Raw genomic sequence first — 18245 nt, 5'->3', positions numbered from 1 at the left:
CGTGCCTTTGTGGTTCTTCTATCTTCGTGTCCTTCGTGCCTTTGTGGTTAATTCCCTTAGTGTCCTTCGTGCCTTTGTGGTTAATTCCCTTCGTGTCCTTCGTGCCTTTGTGGTTCAATCATATCCCCCCTCTCCCATAACTCTCCCCAATCATAATTAACACTACACGCCCCAAAATCCGGTTCTCTCTGGAATGGCCGGCGCACATATCTGACCCGAACCTCCTCTGAGGGAGAAACCGAAACCAAGGCCAGCAGAAAATCCTCTGGCTTGTTAAAGGATGCAAGGATCTCGTTCTTGGTGACAGTCACCGTCTCTGCTCCTTCTACTCTACCCTTGACTTCGATAAACCGTAAGCGGCCTGTTCCGGTCCTGCGCGATTCGATGTCATAGCCGCACTTCTCGGCGCTCACATCCCGCGGTTCATACCCCAAAGCTTTTTCGGCCGCCATGACTGCCGCCATTGCCAGCTGCTCGACGCGCTTTGTCTCCCGGGCAAACATTGGCTTGCCTAAAAGTCGCCCTAACAGTCCCCCCGGTACGATGAGGGCTGCTCCCACCACCACCGGCGGCGATGGGGATAAATGACGCTCCTGCTCCAATTCAGACAAGCGCTTTTGCAACCGCGTTTGTAGTTCATCGGCCCGCATCTGGGCTTTGTTGGAATTGATCCGCGCATTTGTCTTCCCCGCTTCTTCCTGTAGGCGCAACTGGGCCGCCCGATGGTCCCAGTAGTTGATCTCCTTGGTCAGGCGGTCTTTAACTGCTATAAGGGTCTTTTCAATTAACTCTTCCTTGCGCTGCCGTACCTCCTGAAGATGGGAAGAGACAAGGTTAGCGATCGCATAATTGCGGGCCTGGCTCTCAATCTCATTACCGATAGGGAGAGAATCAAGGATCGGCCCTAGGATCGCCCGCTCCTCCTCCTGCAAAGGACGATAATCTAGATAAGGGGCATACCCAGCATCCCTCTCTCCCTGTCTCTGTGGTGCAAACAGAGGAATTTCCACATACTGCATTCGCCGCGACACCACCCGCCGTCTGCCATCGGGATTTAGCCGAGCGTCTTGAATGGCGTGTTCTAAGTACACCAGCGCCCGAATTTCCTCGCTTGGATCACTGTCATCAACTAGGATAGCCCCCCGTCTGAGTAATTCCCGATGCCGTTCCAAGACAAGATCGATAGTGGCATCTAACAGGGGATGGCCGGGACAGACAAAGGTAGCAACGGGTTTCCCCGGAACACTAATCAGGTCTTTATCAAAACAGATGCGCTCATAGCGTTTGAGAATTGGCTCTCCTATCCCTAAAGAGCGGTCTCTGTTACGGATAACGGCGGGGACGTTGGTAATTTCGTATCGCTTTGGCTCTCGCTGGCGTAGGGTGCCGCCTAAGCGTTGGAAGGCTTCGAGGAAAAATGCGGCGATGAAGTGCGGCTGTAACCGTCTGGCTTCGGCTCGCTCCATATCTTCTCGAATTTTCTGAACCTTGGAAGCATCCATCGAATCCCGTGCTAGGGCGCGTTCTTCCAGCAATTCCCTTAGTCTCTCTTGATCGAGCTTTTCAGAGATGACCTGGTTTGAGCTTGCTTTTATATCTGGGTGATCGCCGTAACGGATGGCTTGGATGAGAAGTTCGCGCAATTCTTTTCCCGCAATCGCTTTACCTAATACGTCGAACACCCGTCCGCCTAAAGCTTTTTGTTCGGCTTCGAGTTTTTCGAGGAGCGTCCGATACACATCTCCCTCGCGGGTTTCGTGAGCCACCAAATTCCAGAGATGACAAACCTCGGTCTGTCCAATCCGGTGAATACGACCGAATCGCTGTTCTAGGCGGTTTGGGTTCCAGGGTAGGTCATAATTGACCATGAGATGCGCTCGTTGCAGGTTGATCCCTTCTCCGGCGGCATCGGTGGCCAGAAGTACCTGTACTCCTACGTCTTGCTTGAAGCCTTCTTCGGCTTTTTTGCGGTCTTCCCGACCCATGCCACCGTGAATGGTGACAACAGCTTCTGGGTTGCCAAGGAGTGTACTGATCCGCTCTTTCAAGTAGTTGAGGGTGTCTCTGTGTTCGGTGAAGACGACTATTTTGCGGCGGTATCCTCCTGCATCGAACATCTCCGCTTCATCCTGCAGAAGATGGGAAAACTCTTCCCACTTACGGTCTTTTCCGCTCCGTCGAACGGTATTGGCTAGGTCTTCAAGCTTTTTCAGCAGGGCGATTTCAATCTGTAGTTCGGCAATGGTACGCGATGCTGTGGCCTGATCGACCACCTCCTCGACCGTGGCCTCCCGCTCGCTGCTATCGGTATCCTCAAAGTCGTTATCGATGTCGTCTTGGTCAAGGACGGTAGCAAATTCTATCTCCAGCGACTGGCCTCGCTTGAGCAGTTCTTCTTCTCGGAGTCGCTTTTGTAACCGCTCTCGTCGTCGTTTCAAGGATTGATAGATGGCTTCCGGAGAGGAGGCGAGGCGGCGTTGCAAAATGGTGAGGGCAAAGCCGACTGTCCCCTTGCGCCCGTCGTTGGCCAGGGCTTCGGCTCGGTCAAATTCTTCGCGTACATACTCGGTGACTCGACTGTAGAGGATCGCTTCTTGGTCGGAGAGGGGGTAACTGACCGTGTGAGCGATTCTTTCGGGGAAAAGTGGCTTGCCGTCAAACTTGAGCAGTTCCTCTTTGACCAGACGGCGCATCAGGTCGGAAGTATCTGATACATGAACTCCGTCCCGGAATCGCCCCTCAAAGCGATCGCCATCGAGTAGAGCTAGGAATAACTGAAAGTCTTCTTCTTTGCCGTTGTGGGGAGTCGCGGTCATCAGCAGGAAGTGGCGGGTAACACTAGAGAGGAGTTTGCCCAATTTGTAACGCTTTGTTTCCCTAATTTCCCCACCAAAGAAAGAAGCGGACATCTTGTGGGCCTCATCGCAGATGACCAGATCCCAATCAGTCTGCTGGAGTTTCTTCTGGAGGTCGTCATTACGGCTGAGTTTATCAAGTCTGGCAATGACCAGACCCATTTCGGCGAGGGCGTTGCCGGTGCGGGCCGTTTCGATGCGGTCGTTGGTGAGGATATCGAAGGGAAGGTGAAATTTGTTATGTAGTTCATCTTGCCACTGGACTGCGAGGCTGCCTGGACAGACGATTAAGCAGCGCGCTAAGTCACCTCGAATCAGGAGTTCTCGAATTAACAATCCCGCCATGATGGTTTTCCCGGCCCCGGGGTCATCGGCCAACAAAAAGCGTAGGGGTTGGCGATCGAGCATCTCACCGTAAACAGCAGTGATTTGATGAGGGAGTGGTTCTACCAGAGAGGTATGGACGGCTAGAAGCGGGTCAAACAGGTAGGCCAACCGGATGCGATGGGCTTCGGAAACTAGGCGCAGCAAAGCTCCGTCGCCATCGAAACCCCACGGTCTTCCTTCGGTGAGAATCTCTAGGGTTGGCTCTCGGTATCGAAAGAGCAGTTCTGTGTAGGGTTGTCCGTTGGTATCTTTGTAGGTCAGTTCTACCGCGTCGCTGCCATGCCACTTGGCCTCAATGACGGTAATGCTTTGATTGGGCAGAATGCCGTTAACAATAGAGCCGCTCGTTAGTTCCTCAAGTTTAGTCATGATCGCCTAAAGACCGATGTCTAGGAATAATTGCATTTCAGCCCATATCCTCGTCATCACATCGTTAAGGGCATGATCGCTATCTAATTCGATTAACTGTACCCAAGGACGAGAAAAAGCATAATAGCGACTATTTTCTAGGGGAATCACCTCATCGGCACGACCATGAATAATTAGGGTGGGGAGCTGCCTGATTAACTTTTCTTGGGGATAATTGGCTAAATCCTCGATAAACTTGTAATAGATTGGCAGATAACGACGATAACCGTAGTGATAAACCGATAAACTCCCAGATTTTTGCCAATTGGCTAGGGTTTCTGCTCCCAATTGTCCCAACCAAATCGGCCCGAAATTAAAAGCGGGAGCTAATAAAACGAGCCTTTGCACCTGAGAATAAGTTTCTGCCAGCCAAGCTGCCGTTAAACCGCCAAAACTGGAACCAATCAGTGTAACGGGAAACTGAGATTGTTCAATCAATTGGCCGACTTGAACAATCTGACGAGTGAGAGTTAAGCTAGAAAAGTCATCACCGTTAAGATCGGGAATTTCCATTGCTAAACCCCTCTTTTGCCAACAATGTCTCAAAAATTGCGCTTTTGTTGATTGGGGGCCAGAAGCAAAACCGTGTAGATAAATATGTCTGTTTTCAAGAACCGCCATTCTAAAACCAATCAGATTTCCTCATCTTGCTCTTTGGTGGCACTGGGAGAAGAATTATAAATGGCATCCAACTGTTGACGAGCATCTTCGACAGTGAGAGAACGAATCACTAACAGAGGTTCATTAATCGGTTGTCCGGCCTCGTCCAAAAGTTCCGGATGGGAAGTCATGGGATAACCGTAGGGATTATAGGAATTAGCCGATTTAGCAGGACGTTTCTGGGAATCCATGCTGACAGTAATCAGACTCCGAATTAAATTATTAATGGTCAAAAAAGCGATAACTGTGAAGGCGAGGATATAGAGCAGATGTAACATTGGCCGAGTCTCCCATGAATTATGTGTGAATATTCCTAATTGCCAAAACTTTATGCTAAAAATTCGCTCAATTCTCTAGCTTACCAAAAAAGTTTCAGGTTAAGCGTCAGTTTGAGGAGATTGATATTCTCCCCAACCCTGTAATCGACGACGACGACTGCTGACCCCCCAACACTCTGCCACCAGCTGGTGCCAAGGCAACAACATCTTGGCCTCGATACCCACCTGACCACCTGTGGTTTTAAAGAGTAAATGAGCCGTGGCCACCTCCTGTTGAGCGTTTTTGACTCTTGCTAATAAATCGTTTTGTTCCTCGAGGCTGAGAAAGGATAATCTCTCGGATTCGAGGAGAAGACGGGAACGGGAAAACCAATAGGTGAAATCCTCTAGTAGAGGTTCCAAGATGGTTTTCAGGAGTTCGTTTTCGGCGGGTTGCGAAGGGAACATTATTTTTATAATGACGATTTTGCTTACCTTAATCTTAGCGTCATTTATATTTCTTAACATTGTGACGGGAAAACTTTAAGATTTGCCCCGGCTGTAGGCGGCACTAAAGAAATCCAGTTCACAACTAAGGGCATAACGATAGGATAAAGAGATATTTTCCGTCATCAGGGCGTATTTATCCGCTAATTCCTCTAACTGGCTTGCTAAAGCTGCGAATTCATCCCCACTATAACTATCAATCCAAGCTTGATAGGGATTCTCAGAAATCGGCTCTAAGGCTAATTGTTGACCCAGATAAGCATAAAGACGCATACAGGGACTCATCGCCACGGCAATCGCACCGATGTCACCCATCCAAGCAGTAGCGAGAAGAAAATCCGTATAGCGACGGGTGGCATTAGCGGGCTGAACCTTTCTCAGGTCAACTCCCCACTGTAAAGCATAATTTTCATGTAATTCTAACTCCTTTAATACCCCCGCCGCTAACCGATGAAAGCTAGTAAATCCCTGCCAATCGGGAGCTTTAGCGGCGGCGATACTGTAAGCACGAGCGAAAGATTCCAGAAAAAAAGCATCTTGACCGACATAAAAAGCGAAACAATCCCGTTTAAGCTCTCCTGTGGCGATACCTCGCACAAAAGGGTGTTCTAGACAAGCTTGTACTAGATCTTGATGGCTGTGCCAAAGTTGCTGACTAAGCATGGGAAAATACTAATTAGGTGGACAAGGTTGGTTAACTAGAGTTCAGCATTCCTTAATCCAAACTGACGTTAAACCTGTTACAATAAAAAATATAACTGACTAAATTGGAATTAAAAACTATGCGACTTAAGCGATGGGAGTCTCCCCGCCGTCAGGGACGTAACGACAAAGGCAAGGGCGGTTCGGCCCGACAGCGACAACTGAAAAAACAATTTAAAATGTTGTCGAAAAAACTAAAAGGGGGAGAGAGTAACATCTCTCCTCTTTTTTTGTCCCCAGCAATCGCCGCTAAAAAATCTTCCTCTGGGAAACTCTCAGTCTCCTAAAACAGTCCCAGACTTGAGCCACTTTCAGATTAGGGAAAAAAATGAAGCGTACACTTGCCGTCATGACGATGACAGTAGCTTTAACCGTCACCAGTAACCATTCTAGCCTTGCGGGAGCAATCTTCGATCGCATTCAAAAAACTGGGGTAATTACTGCCGGCGCTCGTAAAGATGCTATTCCCTTTGGTTTTGTCAACTCCCAGGGCAAGTGGGTGGGTTACAGCCTTGATATGTTAGAGTTAATTCGCAAGGAAACCGAACGGAAGTTAGGAAAACCAATTAAGTTAAAAATTGTTGAGATTAATCCCCAAAATCGTTTTGAAAAGTTGAAAACAGGGGTTATCGATATCGAATGTGGCTCCACTACTTTTACTTGGAAAAGAGAAAATGAAGTGGATTTTTCCGTTAGTTACTTTGCCGGTGGTACTCAATTGCTCACCCGCAAAGGTAGTAATCTTGATGACATCGGTAGCTTGGCAGGCAGACGCATTGGAGTGATTGCCAATACTACTAATGAATCGGTAATTAAAACCCAACAACCCGCCGCTATTTTGGTCAAAGTTAAAAATCGTGGCGAGGGTTTACAAAAACTAGAAGCGGGAGAAATTGATGGTTTTGCCAGTGATGGCATTACCCTAGAAGGTTTAAGGAAAAGTGCTAAAAATCCTAATAATTTAGCCATAGTTCCCTCCTATCCCTACGCCTACGAATCCTATGCCTGTACTTTACCCGAAAATGATTCTAAATGGCGCGATACAGTGAATTACACCTTATTAAAATTCATGGAAGGGATCGTTAGCGACCAACAACAAGCGGTGACAATTTATGAACGTTGGTTTGGTGAAGATGGTGTTGTTCCCTATTCCAGAGAAACTATTAATGATTATTTTCAAGGCATTGTCAACACCTACGAATGGATTCCTTTAACTGTATTTCCCTAAAATCAAGACCTTTTTAGGAACCGATTGAAAAAGGCAAGAGTCAAGGGGCAAAAGTATTGATTAATTTGTCTCCCTAAGACTCTTGTTGACCCTAATAAATCCTGTTTAAAAGGTATAGGAAAGCGGGAAAATGGGGAGAATGGAGCGGGTTTTTAAAGTTTGATTTGTTATTAATCAAGTTAATAAAGGTAAAAAATAAACCACCTCAACTGACTGAATGAAGGGGCGATTACGAGTTTTTTATTAATGTTTTTTAGGAGACTTTTGTGGTTTCCTTTTCTGAGGGGTTGGAGGGTTTTAGTTGGCACTTTAGGGTTATCTCCATACTTTCACCCGCATTATATCAAAATGATAATCATAGCTCCAAACAGGTAGATCTAATTCGATTGAGATGATAGCAGTCAAAGCATCAACAATAGTAATAGTTTGATCAGGAAATTGTTTAGCTTTTGCTATGGCTGCGAAATACTGATCTTCTGTCGGATTGATCAGATTAGCAGATTCTAAGCAATTTTGTGTGAAATGATTGGCTTGTTCAAATCCTAATCTATATAGAAGCAAGCTGTAAGTTTCTATATATACGGGGAAAGAGATAATAACTGTTAAATCTTCCGATTCTATGCGTCTTAGCTCTGCTTGCGCTCTACTATGATATTGATCACTGGTATCTATTGCTCCGTAAAGGGGGGTTGTGTCGGCAATAATCGCTTTCAAGATTTGAGCTTAAGGTAATTTATGGGACAGAGTAATTTCGGCTAAAACAGCGTCATGATTGATGGATGTGTCAGTATAGCCACTTCCTTTGGGTGCGGGAGATAAGTGAAAAGATTTTTTCGGTTTGGATAAATAGCCTTTCGCTATTAAAAATGATTCTATAGCCGTTTGTACTGTATCAGAAGAAGATACCTTATGCTCTTGATTGTAGGCGGCTAGAGCATTAATTATGGTGGTGGGTAGCTCAATCGTCACCTGTTGCATAACCAAAATCCTCTTGATTTAATTATGTCCCTATTATACAATAAACCCCCTCAACTGACTGAATGAAGGGGCATTAATTCTACTTTGGTAAGCAATTCAGCCTACTTTTGTGGTTTCGTTTTCTGATGTTTTGGATGATTTTAGTTTGCGTTTCAGGGTTGAAGCTGCACCTAATGCACCAAAGGAGCCAATAGCTAAAACTCCAGCGGTTGAGGAGGGTTCAGGAACTAGCTTTAGGTTGCTAAGAGTAGCACACGGGGTCAAACACCCCATATAACTTTGACTAGCATCATCATAGAATGCCTGATAAGGATCAACAGTAGGAGGAGTGGTGTTCTTTTCATTAATCGTGTAAGCAAGTCCCCCTTGAGAGAAAAAGGCAGATGCTGTATTATGTCCCGGGTTTGCAACACCATTTGGATTAAATAGATTATCGTTTAGGGCAGCGAATGGACCAATCTGAGTTGTGCCTGGAGCTAATAGACCAATTATTGGACCACTCTCTGGAGCGGCAAATGGACTTGTACCTTGAGTTCCAGTTATGGATGTAACTCTATATCCAGTAAAGCCTGATTCAGTGGTCAAAAAATCCTCCGTGATCAATGTGGCATTAACTGGTGTGGGATTGGCAGCAGAGGGAAAATCTATATCGAAACGAAAATTAAATGTCAAAGCCGAAGCAGGATTTACTCCAAAGCCAATCATTGTAGTCGTTGCAGCCGCTCCAAGAGCTAAGGCTAAAGTCCAATTTTTCATTTTTTACTCCTGAGTAGTGTTTTTTGTGTGTAAGTTTGTAGTCTTAGCTTTGAGGCTATTAGCCTACTTTTGTCGTTTCTTTGCTAGGTCAGGCAACACCTTAACCAAACTACAAGGGGATACAACGGGATCATACACATTCCCCCCCCATAACTGTATCAAAATATACAATTAATAAATCTTTACATTTCTCTCCCTAGCTTAGGGATTCACAGGGGAAGGAGTCTCAGGTGTTTTCCCCTGTTTTACCCCTTCTCAAGCGACCTATTGCCTTCCGTGAGGGATTGTGGCGCGGTATGTCGGATTTGCTGCTTAATTATTGGGAATTAATGAAATCTTGAGGATGAACGATGGTAATATTGGGAATAGGGATAAAGTCATCAGGATTAAAGGTTAATAAATGGGTAATGTTAGAAGCTTTCATGACAGCAAGAAGCCTAATATCATGAGTGCGTTTTCCTTTAATGTTGTAGATGGTGACTAATTGAAACCAAAGGGGAAAAATATCCGGCGTTTCTGCAATTAATGTAAAGTTATCTAATAAATCATTGACATAATTTGTAGCTTGTGCTGGAGTCCAACCTAAACCATTAACATCAAGGGGTCGGGTTGCAACTACCCAAAATTCAATTAAAACTTGAGGAATAATAACACATTCATTAGCTGTTTCGACGATTTGAGTAATTACATTATTAGCAAGAGAATAAGTTGCTGAAGACGTATCAGCCGCCCGAAGCAAAATGTTAGTATCCAGTAAATATTGAGTCATTAGTCTTCATACATAGTGTCACGGTGTAAAGCTTCATCAGGTAAATTCGCACTTGTTTTAGGAAGTTTAGCGATTACTTTCTGCCATTTTTGAGCTTTTTCCTGGGGAGTGAGACTATAATCTGGGGAAGGGAGGGAAATTCTTGAGGTGAGAGATTCGGTGAAGGATAACACTTCTTGTTGTTTTTCTAAGGGAAGTTTTCTTAGGTTTTTAATGATAACTTGTTCAATGTTCATTTGACTTAGACTAATAGGCAACCATATCAATCATATCTCATGCCGCAATTTCTCTATATTTAATAAATCTTTACATTCCTCTCCCTAACTAGCGATTAAGATTTTGGGTCTTTTTGATTGTACCGATAGCGATCGCCACCCTCGCCGCTAGGTCAGGCAACACCCCAACCCAAGGGAAAAATGTGACGAGAACAGCTTACACAACACCTATTCTTTGGGGAATCTATCTTGAGAATGATTTGAAATATGCTAACTTGGAAGATTATCACGATCGCATCTAGTCAGTACCATGAGTGAAATTAGCATCGGGGGAAAAGTCCGTCTGATTGCCATTCCCCCTTACCTGAAAACCGCCGATCCCATGCCTATGTTACGGCCGCCGGATCTGCTCAATATTGACGATATAGGCACGGTGATTGATCGCCGGCCGGGGGGTTATTGGGGTGTAAAATTCGATCGAGGCTCATTTCTGCTCGATAGCAAATATTTAGAGGTCATTTAAACCAGTTAAGTGCATCGCAGTCAAGACAACTTTTAACCAAGGTAAAACTATCGGTCATTGGCTGCCAGAAACTGCCTGCTTAGATGATTAAATCTCTCAGACAAAAAATTATACCCAGTAAATCAGTCTAGTTATATCCAAGTGATCGGTAATCCAGAATAATAACCTAAATTTATGGAACTAGGCTCTGTTTCCCAATCTAAAACCTGTTCCACACGCTGATAAATTGCCGCCGCTTCCTCACTAGAATTGCCGATACAAGTTAACCCTAATTTACCAAATTCTGACAGCGCACCCATGAGATGAAAAACCGTTCCCGTTTTACTGCTACTATCAAAATGTAAGTGATGTTTAGCAATAATATCCATTAAATCATCGGGAAGTAAACCTTTGTATTGGGGTTTGTGGAGATTATCGGAGGCAATATAATACTTTTCTTGGTGAGGTTGACTGAAAAATAATCCAGTTTCTCGATCATATTTACCATTAGTTAAAAGTTTCAAAGTCATAAAAGGATGGGTGGTTCCTCCTTTTCGCAGATTAATTTCGATCGCCTGTAGATCCCAGACTAAAGTTTCTGGATTTTTCACAGCGACGAAATCAACTCCATAGCGTTCAATTGCTCCCTTGGCTGCCAGAATTTCCCCTATTTTTAGACCTAATTCCTGTAATTGCAGGCGATAATTTTCATCAGAGGGAAAATGGCAACCTAGATAAATTTGACCATCGGGACCCCCTAAAATTTGATCGTGAGTGGAAAGAATCTTCACTTCTCCCGTGGGTGTAATATAACCTTGCACACTCGGCGATCGCTTTTCTTCTCCTTCAATAAAAGCCTCGACAATTCCCCCTAATTCAGCAATTTTGCCAGAAAAACTGTCCCAATTTTCATCCCTTGCTTGAAAACTCATCTTGTCTAATAGTTTAGCCAAGAGATTCATTTTCTCGCTTAAATCTAGGCTGTTACTATCAACAATTTCCCCTAAAGGACGTAAATCTAAAACTGCATTTCCTTCTCCCGATAACCCCTCATTTAACTTCACTACCATGCGTTTTAGTTGCGGTTGACGGGACCACAAACTAGCAGCTTCGTATAACAAATCTTTGACCGTATTTACCTGTAAACTACCGTCAGGATGGGGAATATTGCCTTGACCAAAAATCTCGCGACTGCCACTTTTAGAACCCCAATACAATAAATCTGGACTACAGGCAAATAAAGGAATATCTAATTGTAAAGACAATTCTCGCTCTAAATTAGTAGAATTAAAACAAACCATATAGGCCCGATCTCGACGCAACGCTTGCCGGATTCTTGCTACTAAGCGCGGTCTGTCCAGAATTTTTTGGGTTAAAGGTTGAAAAGAGTTATCGTGAGTTGTCAGTAATAACAGACGATTATTAGCATGGGAAAAAGGAATCCCAGGCAACAATTGCAGGTAATAATCAATCACCATCCGCGAAAGTGGCTGCGCTGTTACATAGATTAAACGAGTTTTCGGGTGTCGCAATCGAATCAGAGAAAATAATAATCTTTCTTCGTAATGTAAAAACCCCGCCACTTTTTGACCGACTCTCTGATCGATACTAAAAGAAGGGATAACTAGGATATCATAATCGCATTCATCCGATTCGAGAACGTTTTCTCCCTGCCAAATCTCTTTTAATTTTTCTTGTAATTCTTGATACCGCAGCCGCTTTTCTAGCATCAAATCTCTATCTAACAGCATGGTTTGTCCCACCTCTGGGGTTGCAGATACCTGTATCTTATCGATTTTGAGAGCCTGTCGTCTCCAGTGTCTTTCTTTTCTTAATATTCCCCTGTGATCATTGCCATTAAAAAGGGATACAGTGGACTCTGTATCCCTTTTAATCACCTGAGATTGGCTTTAACCTAGCGGGTGGAATAAGAGATCGGGATAAAAGCGATTGAATTCGATTAAAATCCCGGCAGTGAAAGTCAGCAGCGCCATAATTAACACGGGTGCGGACGAGAGAAATTTAGTAAGTCCTTCCATCTGAGTTCTCCTAGGGAATAAAAAGTCAAGGGTTTGACACAAAAATTAACGAGGGGAAACGGTAATTTCCGAATCCTTAACGGTTAATTTACCGGAAGTGGCTTCTTGTAAAGCCGCCAAGGGCCAGAGAAAACCCGTTAACATTTTGCTGAGAGCGAGGGGAACATCGATGATGATTTCCTTCATTTCGGCATCTTTGTCGTCGCGCACGGCGATTAAATAGGCCCGACCAACCCAACCGATCCAACCGGTAATGTACAGGAATAGGATGCTAGGGATAAAGAAATCGCCCATGTGGTCCCAACGACCATCAACAATTAGGTGTGGATAGCCTTCCGGTCCACAGAGAGCTTGGGAGTAGATTTGAGCGCGTTTGGCTCCCGATTCGGGGTCGGGAGTGGTGTTGCGGAAACTCTTCGCTTTTTGTAGGAAAGCGGGATTTTCGCTACAAGGGGTCAGATTGGACAAATCAGCCGACGCTGGAGCGGCAAAGGTGAACCAGAGGGATAGCACCAGGGCCAGAGCGAACAATTTTCGCATAAATTGTTTCCTTTTGTTACGAAATATGAAGTTCTTTGTTCAAAAAGCGAACAATTTGATCGTACACGGAAAAAATCTTACTCCGATGAGGGGTACGAGTAAAGTTTCTATTACAAAACTATACGCAACGCTTCAGACCCCGATGATATGAACCACCACTTGTCTTTGGTGACGACTCTGACGATGTTCCCAGAGATAGATACCTTGCCAGATGCCTAAAACTAATTTACCCCTAGCGATCGGGATTTGTTCCGATGTTCGGGTTAGGACCGAGCGAATGTGAGCGGGCATATCGTCTGGCCCTTCGGTAGAGTGATAGTAGAGACTGCTATCTTCCGGGACTAACTTGGCGAAGAAATTGGCCAAATCGGTGAGAACATCGGGATCGGCATTTTCTTGGATCAGCAAGGAAGCGGAGGTGTGACAGACAAATATACTGCATAATCCCGTCGTTATGCCCGATTCGGCTACGATCGCTTCTATGGGGGCAGTAAGACGATGGAAATTCTTGGGACTGGTGGTAATCGTCAGGGATTTTTGATATTGACGCATGGCAACCGAATCAGGGAGAAATGGGGGTGGGGGGGATTGTCCTGGAGAGCAAAGGTTGTCCCGCTTGCAAGAGATCGTGAAGGTTCACCACTGCCCCGATAACAGCGATCGCTGGGGCTTCAAAGCCGGTGGCTTCAATCTGGTCCATAATCGTGCTGAAAGTACCGATTAACTGCTGTTGTTGCGGTGTTGTTCCCCAGCGAATCAGGGCGATCGGTGTTTCTGGACTTCTGCCGGCCTTGGTTAACTCGCCGATAATATAGGGTAAATTATGCACACCCATGTAAACGACAATTGTTTCCGCACCATGGGCGATCGCTGACCAGTTAACTTGAGGACGATATTTACCCGCCATCTCGTGGCCGGTGACGAAGGTAACGGAAGAACTATAATTGCGATGGGTGAGGGGAATACCAGCGTAGGCAGGCACGGCAATTCCTGAAGTGATCCCCGGCACGATCTCGACGCTAATTCCGGCCGCAATCAGATCAAGCATTTCTTCACCCCCGCGACCAAAAACAAAGGGATCACCTCCCTTGAGACGAACAACCACGGCATTAGTCTGGGCCTTTTGGATCAGTAAATCGGTGATTTCCTCCTGTACCAGAGAATGACGACCGCGACGCTTACCCCCATGGATTTGTTCGGCCTTGGGGTTAATCATGGCTAGAATCGAGGGGCTGACTAGGGCATCATAGAGGACAACATCGGCATTTTCTAAGAGAACTTTCGCTTTTAAGGTCAACAAACCGGGATCCCCGGGACCCGCACCGACGAGATAGACCTTACCGCAACTTTCTGATTGATTCATAGATACTGGGGAGAAAATTCTTGCTTCGATCGAATGCGCTTGATCCCTACTTTATTGTGACTGGGGCAAAATTTGGTATTTTTAGCTACAGTCACTCGGCGATCATGCGCTTTCTTCATGAAGAATTATGATCTTAACATTACTTAACCTTTAATCTAGCGATCACTCTGATCCTAAATCTTGTCTATAGAAATTCTTGGAGCTATGAGGTACAATAGAAAGCAAATAGACAAATAATAGAACTCGCCAGCTTCCTATGAGACCCTATTCCGTAGATTTTCGCCAAAAAATTATCGATGTCTGGAAGAAAGAAAAAATTTCCATTCGAGGACTAGCCCAGAGATTTGACGTGGCTAAAAGCTTTATTCAGAAGTTATTGAAGCAATATAAAGAAACAGGAGATATCCGTCCTCGTCCGCAAGGGGGAAGTCCGCCAACCAAGTTAAATAGTGAACAACTGATAATTTTAATAGAAATCATCGAAGCTAACAATGATGCAACTCTCGAAGAATTATCAGAATTACTGTATGAAAAGACACAGGTGAAAGTCAGTAGAGCCACCCTGGGGCGGCTGACGCAAAAACTCAATTACAGTTTCAAAAAAAAACACTACACGCGGCGGAAAAAGAAAGTGACAGGGTAGAGCAAAAAAGAGTAGAATACTGGTCACAAGTGCGGGAAATTGAGGCATCAAAACTAATTTTTATCGATGAATCGGGGGTAAATTTAGCCCTTTTGAGACTCTATGCTAGAGCCTTAATTGCCCAAAGAGATAGAGAAAGAAAACCACAAAAAAGAGGAAGAAATATTTCAATAATTAGTGCTATAAGCTTAGAAAAAGTTGTCGCATTAGTCAATATATAAACGAAATAATATTCAAGGCTCATTTAATAAAGATTCTAGGATTTCGGGTGTTAATCCTCTAGCTTCGGATCGATTGCTAATTTCGTCCATCAGCTTACCAAGAAAGTCGCTATCGTCTTCACCTGGCTTTCTCATCAACAGATCAATAAAAATCCGAACACGCTCTTTTTCTTCAGAGGATGCGGATTGATCGGCTGCCGCTGTTTTGGGACTGACTTCGATCAAAATTTTGCTCATATTCTTAAGGCTCATTCTTGCTATGCTTCGGGGGGTTGTTTGACTAATTCGAGTGCTTGTTCATTGCTTAAGGTTAAGTTCCGCATAGTCCATTTTTAATTTAATTATAACCAGCTAATTATGTCTTAATCAATATCAATTTAATATCCTTGCCATCACACCAGAACCTACGGAGGAGCTGATTACCCTTCCTTTTTATCATAAAGACTCCTTCGATCGAGTATCGCGGGATCAACAGGATTTCAAGATTCTTCATCCGCAACGGGATCGATCACGAGTGCTTTAAATTCTGAGGCAGAAATTATAGTTGTCGATCCTAAATTATCTACTTCTTCAAAGTCTTTATCACCTGTGATCAAAAAGTCAGCATCACTTGTCATCACACAAGCTAGAAATTTAGCATCCGATCGATCTCTAGGGAAATCAACGGTGCTGTGAACATCAATTAATCTAGGAACTGTATCGAAAATCCTATACCATTCTCTTATCAATCCTTCCGACAGCTTAAACTTAGGACGGCTGACAACATCTTTATATTCAGTTAAAATAGCTTCGGAAACAATCCATTCGATTTTATTAGACTCGATCACGAATTGTATAACCGTTCTCGGCAACCTTCCTTTTAAAATTGCCGAAACTAGAATATTCGTATCGATCACGACTTTCATTCGCCTCTCCGATAGGCTTCAATTTCTGCGGCGATATCTTCTTCGGTAATATCCTGAACGCCGGGTAAGGATTGAGTTTTATCAAAGAGTTCTTTAACTTTTTGGCTTAAAGTCTGACGGTTTTGTTTGTCCGCTAAATTTAACAAAGCGTCTTTTAATAAATCTTCAACGCTGTTATAGTTTCCTGTCGCTAATTGAGAGTTAATTAATTGTTCTAATTCGGGATTTAAGGTAATATTCATGGTAAAATACACTCTGTAAATTCGGTGGATATTATGATGGTTCGTGAACGATTTCATCGATAAATTCTTCTTTTTCTTCTTCCGTCATGGTATCCCAATCATAGCCGCGTTCTTTGGCTACGATTCGAGCTTTGTCAATGGCGTAGTTAGACAAGGATTCCCATCGGTCCGACTGACTGAGGATGAGAATTTTATAAACTTCCTGTTTCTGGTCTTCGGGGAGTTGTTTGACTAATTCGATCACTTGTTCGTTGCTTAAGGTTAAGTTCGGCATAGGTCGCTTCTAGACACCAGCATGATTAATCAGTTTAACACGAGTCTCTAGCCGGCTCGTGGGTGGGGGGACTGATCGCTAACGGGAAAAGTCATGATCTAGAAATTCTTGAATCGTTAAAATTGGGATTTCTCGAAATGGATTTAAAACTAATAGATCAGAATCGCCGCTTACAATACAGGTAGCTTGACCATCGATCGCTAGTTCTAAATACTGATTATTTTTCTCATCTCTGCAAACCTTGATTTTCTCTCGAATCACGACAATTTCCTCGGTTCTTTCTATCGCCGTTATAAATAGCCGCCTTTTTGCTGAGGAGGCATATCTATCGAATTTGGGACGATTGAAAACAGTGATCAATTCTAACAAAGTAGATTCGGGCATTAAAAGCTTGCCGATATTTTGGGCTTTGTCTAATGCCTGACGAGCTTTACCGTTTTTAGAGAGAAGCGCACTTACTAAAACGTTGGTATCGAAAACGAAATAGTATTCAAGGCTCATTTAATAAAGATTCTAGGATTTCGGGTGTTAATCCTCTAGCTTCCGCCTCATCACTAATTTCGTCCATTAGTTTTCTCAAGAAATCGATATCGCTGTTAACTGGCTTTCTAATTAGCAAATCGACAAGAACCCGGACGCGTTCTTGTTCCTCCGGGGATGCGGATTGATAGACTTCTGCCGCTTCGGGACTGACTTCGATCGAAATTTTGCTCATAGTATTAAGGCTCATTCTTGCTGTGCTTTGGGGAGTTGTTTGAATAAGTCGATAACTTGTTCGTTGCTTAAGGTTAAGTTCGGCATAGGTCAATTCTAGACACCAGCATGATTAATCAGTTTAACACCAGTCCTTAATGGAGAAGGTTTTCGGTTCGCCTACACCTTCCGGGGTTCGATCGGTTAGAATCGAGAAATTATCGGCCTAGAAAGTCCTTTCATCTTCGCGCTTGCCGTAAAATTATGATTGTCTCTCTCCAAGAAGCTCAAGCCAAACTGCCCGAACTGATATACAATCTCAAACCGGGAGAAGAATTGTTGATTACCGATAATAATCTCCCACTAGCCAAATTAATCGGGCAAACCCCCACATCTCCCCAACGTCCGGGGCCTGGCCTATGTAAAGGAATGATTACCATCGTGGCCGATGATGAAGAACACTTACAAGACTTTGCGGAGTATCTGCATTGAAATGTCTAATCGATACCCATACTCTGCTTTGGTACACACTCAACGAATCCCCACTAAGTAGCGCCGCCCATCAACTAATTATTAACCAAAATAACGAAATATTAATCAGCCCAGCATCCTATTGGGAAATCGCCATCAAAATCAGTATCGGTAAACTCATTTTACATCAATCTTACAAAGATTTTATCGAGGTATGCCTTAATCAATATCAATTTAATATCCTTGCCATCACACCAGAACATACGGATGCGCTGATCACCCTTTCTTTTTATCATAAAGACCCCTTTGATCGCCTTCTGGTAGCTCAAGCCATTGTTGAAAATATTCCGATTATTAGTGTAGATACTATTTTAGATCGGTACGGTATTCAACGTCTTTGGTAGGGCGATCGTTTTTCTCAACCTATCGGAAAACTCGACACTATAACCCGTTTCTAATCCCTCGATTTGATGTTTTTCTACCAATGTCCCCACGTCTCCTGCGGATAATCTTGCTTCGCGAATATCTTTTAATAAAATCCCATTGAGTAAAGTTCATAATTCATGGTTATTATTTCGATCTAAAAAGTCCAAAAAGTCTTTTGCTTTCACGATCTGAATATTTTGATAT

The 18245-nt window shown here is 44.0% G+C and carries 28 protein-coding genes and 1 pseudogene; 7 read left to right on the top strand and 22 right to left on the bottom strand.

The features are described from left to right. Positions 1–80: 80 nt before the first annotated feature. From PN470_RS21145 to PN470_RS21125, 5 genes are all read right to left on the bottom strand, one after another. Positions 81–3611 (bottom strand): helicase-related protein, encoded by a 3531-nt coding sequence (locus PN470_RS21145; RefSeq protein WP_272105040.1) that lies wholly within the window; start codon positions 3609–3611, stop codon positions 81–83. A gap of 6 nt (positions 3612–3617) precedes the next feature. Further along, a complete protein-coding gene (locus PN470_RS21140) occupies positions 3618–4271 on the bottom strand; it encodes a YqiA/YcfP family alpha/beta fold hydrolase (protein ID WP_103113075.1) in 654 nt (217 codons plus the stop codon). Positions 4272–4282: 11 nt separating this feature from the next. Further along, a complete protein-coding gene (locus tag PN470_RS21135) occupies positions 4283–4588 on the bottom strand; it encodes a DUF2973 domain-containing protein (RefSeq protein WP_002732775.1) in 306 nt (101 codons plus the stop codon). Between the two features lie 99 nt (positions 4589–4687). Next, positions 4688–5095: a DUF2605 domain-containing protein gene (locus PN470_RS21130; RefSeq protein WP_002777118.1), complete on the bottom strand. Its 408-nt coding sequence runs from the start codon at positions 5093–5095 to the stop codon at positions 4688–4690. Positions 5096–5110: 15 nt separating this feature from the next. Next, complete coding sequence (locus tag PN470_RS21125; protein ID WP_103113074.1) at positions 5111–5737, bottom strand: TenA family protein; 627 nt, start codon at positions 5735–5737, stop codon at positions 5111–5113. Positions 5738–5856: 119 nt separating this feature from the next. Between PN470_RS21125 and PN470_RS21120 the strand changes: the two genes are divergently transcribed. Both PN470_RS21120 and PN470_RS21115 read left to right on the top strand, forming a co-directional pair. Further along, complete coding sequence (locus PN470_RS21120) at positions 5857–6063, top strand: hypothetical protein (RefSeq protein WP_002732891.1); 207 nt, start codon at positions 5857–5859, stop codon at positions 6061–6063. A gap of 41 nt (positions 6064–6104) precedes the next feature. Further along, complete coding sequence (locus PN470_RS21115) at positions 6105–7004, top strand: amino acid ABC transporter substrate-binding protein (protein ID WP_069475684.1); 900 nt, start codon at positions 6105–6107, stop codon at positions 7002–7004. A 315-nt stretch (positions 7005–7319) separates the two neighbouring features. On the opposite strand, the gene PN470_RS21110 is transcribed toward PN470_RS21115, so the two are convergent. The 5 genes from PN470_RS21110 to PN470_RS21090 form a co-directional block, all read right to left on the bottom strand. Further along, positions 7320–7718: a type II toxin-antitoxin system VapC family toxin gene (locus PN470_RS21110; protein ID WP_002750612.1), complete on the bottom strand. Its 399-nt coding sequence runs from the start codon at positions 7716–7718 to the stop codon at positions 7320–7322. 9 nt (positions 7719–7727) lie between these two features. Further along, complete coding sequence (locus tag PN470_RS21105) at positions 7728–7982, bottom strand: hypothetical protein (protein ID WP_002750614.1); 255 nt, start codon at positions 7980–7982, stop codon at positions 7728–7730. 96 nt (positions 7983–8078) lie between these two features. Next, positions 8079–8738: a PEP-CTERM sorting domain-containing protein gene (locus PN470_RS21100; protein ID WP_103113073.1), complete on the bottom strand. Its 660-nt coding sequence runs from the start codon at positions 8736–8738 to the stop codon at positions 8079–8081. A 316-nt stretch (positions 8739–9054) separates the two neighbouring features. Next, positions 9055–9507, bottom strand: a complete 453-nt coding sequence (locus PN470_RS21095) for a type II toxin-antitoxin system VapC family toxin (protein WP_002750618.1) — start codon at positions 9505–9507, stop codon at positions 9055–9057. Beyond that, entirely contained in the window at positions 9507–9743 is a 237-nt protein-coding gene (locus PN470_RS21090) for a hypothetical protein (protein WP_008202209.1), read from the bottom strand. The genes PN470_RS21095 and PN470_RS21090 overlap by 1 nt, the downstream gene beginning before the upstream one ends. Positions 9744–9856: 113 nt before the next feature. On the opposite strand from PN470_RS21090, the gene PN470_RS21085 reads away from it, so the two are divergent. Both PN470_RS21085 and sipA read left to right on the top strand, forming a co-directional pair. Further along, positions 9857–10024 (top strand): hypothetical protein, encoded by a 168-nt coding sequence (locus PN470_RS21085; protein ID WP_180995429.1) that lies wholly within the window; start codon positions 9857–9859, stop codon positions 10022–10024. 8 nt (positions 10025–10032) lie between these two features. Next, positions 10033–10245: a regulatory protein SipA gene (sipA, locus tag PN470_RS21080; RefSeq protein ID WP_002738252.1), complete on the top strand. Its 213-nt coding sequence runs from the start codon at positions 10033–10035 to the stop codon at positions 10243–10245. A gap of 131 nt (positions 10246–10376) precedes the next feature. Here the strand turns inward: sipA and PN470_RS21075 are convergent, their stop codons facing one another. The 5 genes from PN470_RS21075 to cobA form a co-directional block, all read right to left on the bottom strand. Further along, positions 10377–11975, bottom strand: a complete 1599-nt coding sequence (locus PN470_RS21075; RefSeq protein ID WP_103113072.1) for a peptide ligase PGM1-related protein — start codon at positions 11973–11975, stop codon at positions 10377–10379. A 159-nt stretch (positions 11976–12134) separates the two neighbouring features. Continuing rightward, positions 12135–12263 carry a photosystem I reaction center subunit IX gene (psaJ, locus tag PN470_RS21070; protein WP_002738148.1) on the bottom strand — a complete coding sequence of 43 codons (129 nt, stop codon included), beginning with the start codon at positions 12261–12263 and terminating at the stop codon, positions 12135–12137. A 45-nt stretch (positions 12264–12308) separates the two neighbouring features. Further along, positions 12309–12803 carry a photosystem I reaction center subunit III gene (locus tag PN470_RS21065; RefSeq protein WP_002750624.1) on the bottom strand — a complete coding sequence of 165 codons (495 nt, stop codon included), beginning with the start codon at positions 12801–12803 and terminating at the stop codon, positions 12309–12311. Positions 12804–12935: 132 nt separating this feature from the next. Then, a complete protein-coding gene (locus PN470_RS21060) occupies positions 12936–13355 on the bottom strand; it encodes a secondary thiamine-phosphate synthase enzyme YjbQ (protein ID WP_103113071.1) in 420 nt (139 codons plus the stop codon). 10 nt (positions 13356–13365) lie between these two features. Then, entirely contained in the window at positions 13366–14166 is an 801-nt protein-coding gene (cobA, locus tag PN470_RS21055) for a uroporphyrinogen-III C-methyltransferase (protein WP_069475348.1), read from the bottom strand. A gap of 256 nt (positions 14167–14422) precedes the next feature. Here cobA and PN470_RS21050 point away from each other — a divergent pair. Further along, a pseudogene (locus tag PN470_RS21050) lies at positions 14423–15027 on the top strand (helix-turn-helix domain-containing protein); the annotation flags it as partial. Between the two features lie 15 nt (positions 15028–15042). Here the strand turns inward: PN470_RS21050 and PN470_RS21045 are convergent. The 6 genes from PN470_RS21045 to PN470_RS21020 form a co-directional block, all read right to left on the bottom strand. After that, on the bottom strand, positions 15043–15267 hold the full coding sequence (locus PN470_RS21045) for a hypothetical protein (protein ID WP_103113070.1): 225 nt from the start codon (positions 15265–15267) through the stop codon (positions 15043–15045). A gap of 242 nt (positions 15268–15509) precedes the next feature. After that, positions 15510–15935, bottom strand: coding sequence for a putative toxin-antitoxin system toxin component, PIN family (locus tag PN470_RS21040; RefSeq protein ID WP_271935728.1), 426 nt, complete (start codon positions 15933–15935; stop codon positions 15510–15512). Beyond that, a complete protein-coding gene (locus PN470_RS21035; protein WP_002750632.1) occupies positions 15932–16177 on the bottom strand; it encodes a ribbon-helix-helix domain-containing protein in 246 nt (81 codons plus the stop codon). Before PN470_RS21035 ends, PN470_RS21040 begins: the two co-directional genes overlap by 4 nt. 31 nt (positions 16178–16208) lie before the next feature. Next, positions 16209–16451, bottom strand: coding sequence for a hypothetical protein (locus PN470_RS21030; protein WP_002737040.1), 243 nt, complete (start codon positions 16449–16451; stop codon positions 16209–16211). Between the two features lie 78 nt (positions 16452–16529). Then, on the bottom strand, positions 16530–16952 hold the full coding sequence (locus PN470_RS21025; RefSeq protein WP_103113069.1) for a putative toxin-antitoxin system toxin component, PIN family: 423 nt from the start codon (positions 16950–16952) through the stop codon (positions 16530–16532). After that, on the bottom strand, positions 16942–17166 hold the full coding sequence (locus PN470_RS21020; protein ID WP_002748889.1) for a hypothetical protein: 225 nt from the start codon (positions 17164–17166) through the stop codon (positions 16942–16944). Before PN470_RS21020 ends, PN470_RS21025 begins: the two co-directional genes overlap by 11 nt. A gap of 242 nt (positions 17167–17408) precedes the next feature. Here PN470_RS21020 and PN470_RS21015 point away from each other — a divergent pair, with 242 nt between their 5' ends. Beyond that, a complete protein-coding gene (locus PN470_RS21015) occupies positions 17409–17636 on the top strand; it encodes a type II toxin-antitoxin system Phd/YefM family antitoxin (RefSeq protein WP_002763578.1) in 228 nt (75 codons plus the stop codon). Further along, a complete protein-coding gene (locus tag PN470_RS21010; protein WP_002777104.1) occupies positions 17633–18019 on the top strand; it encodes a type II toxin-antitoxin system VapC family toxin in 387 nt (128 codons plus the stop codon). Before PN470_RS21015 ends, PN470_RS21010 begins: the two co-directional genes overlap by 4 nt. Here the strand turns inward: PN470_RS21010 and PN470_RS21005 are convergent. Next, positions 17987–18109, bottom strand: a complete 123-nt coding sequence (locus PN470_RS21005) for a hypothetical protein (protein WP_235194812.1) — start codon at positions 18107–18109, stop codon at positions 17987–17989. The genes PN470_RS21010 and PN470_RS21005 overlap by 33 nt on opposite strands. Between the last annotated feature and the right edge of the window lie 136 nt (positions 18110–18245).

The organism is Microcystis sp. CS-574 (genome assembly GCF_028329095.1).
Taxonomy (GTDB): domain Bacteria; phylum Cyanobacteriota; class Cyanobacteriia; order Cyanobacteriales; family Microcystaceae; genus Microcystis; species Microcystis ichthyoblabe_A.
This window is presented reverse-complemented; position numbering and strand designations above follow the sequence as displayed.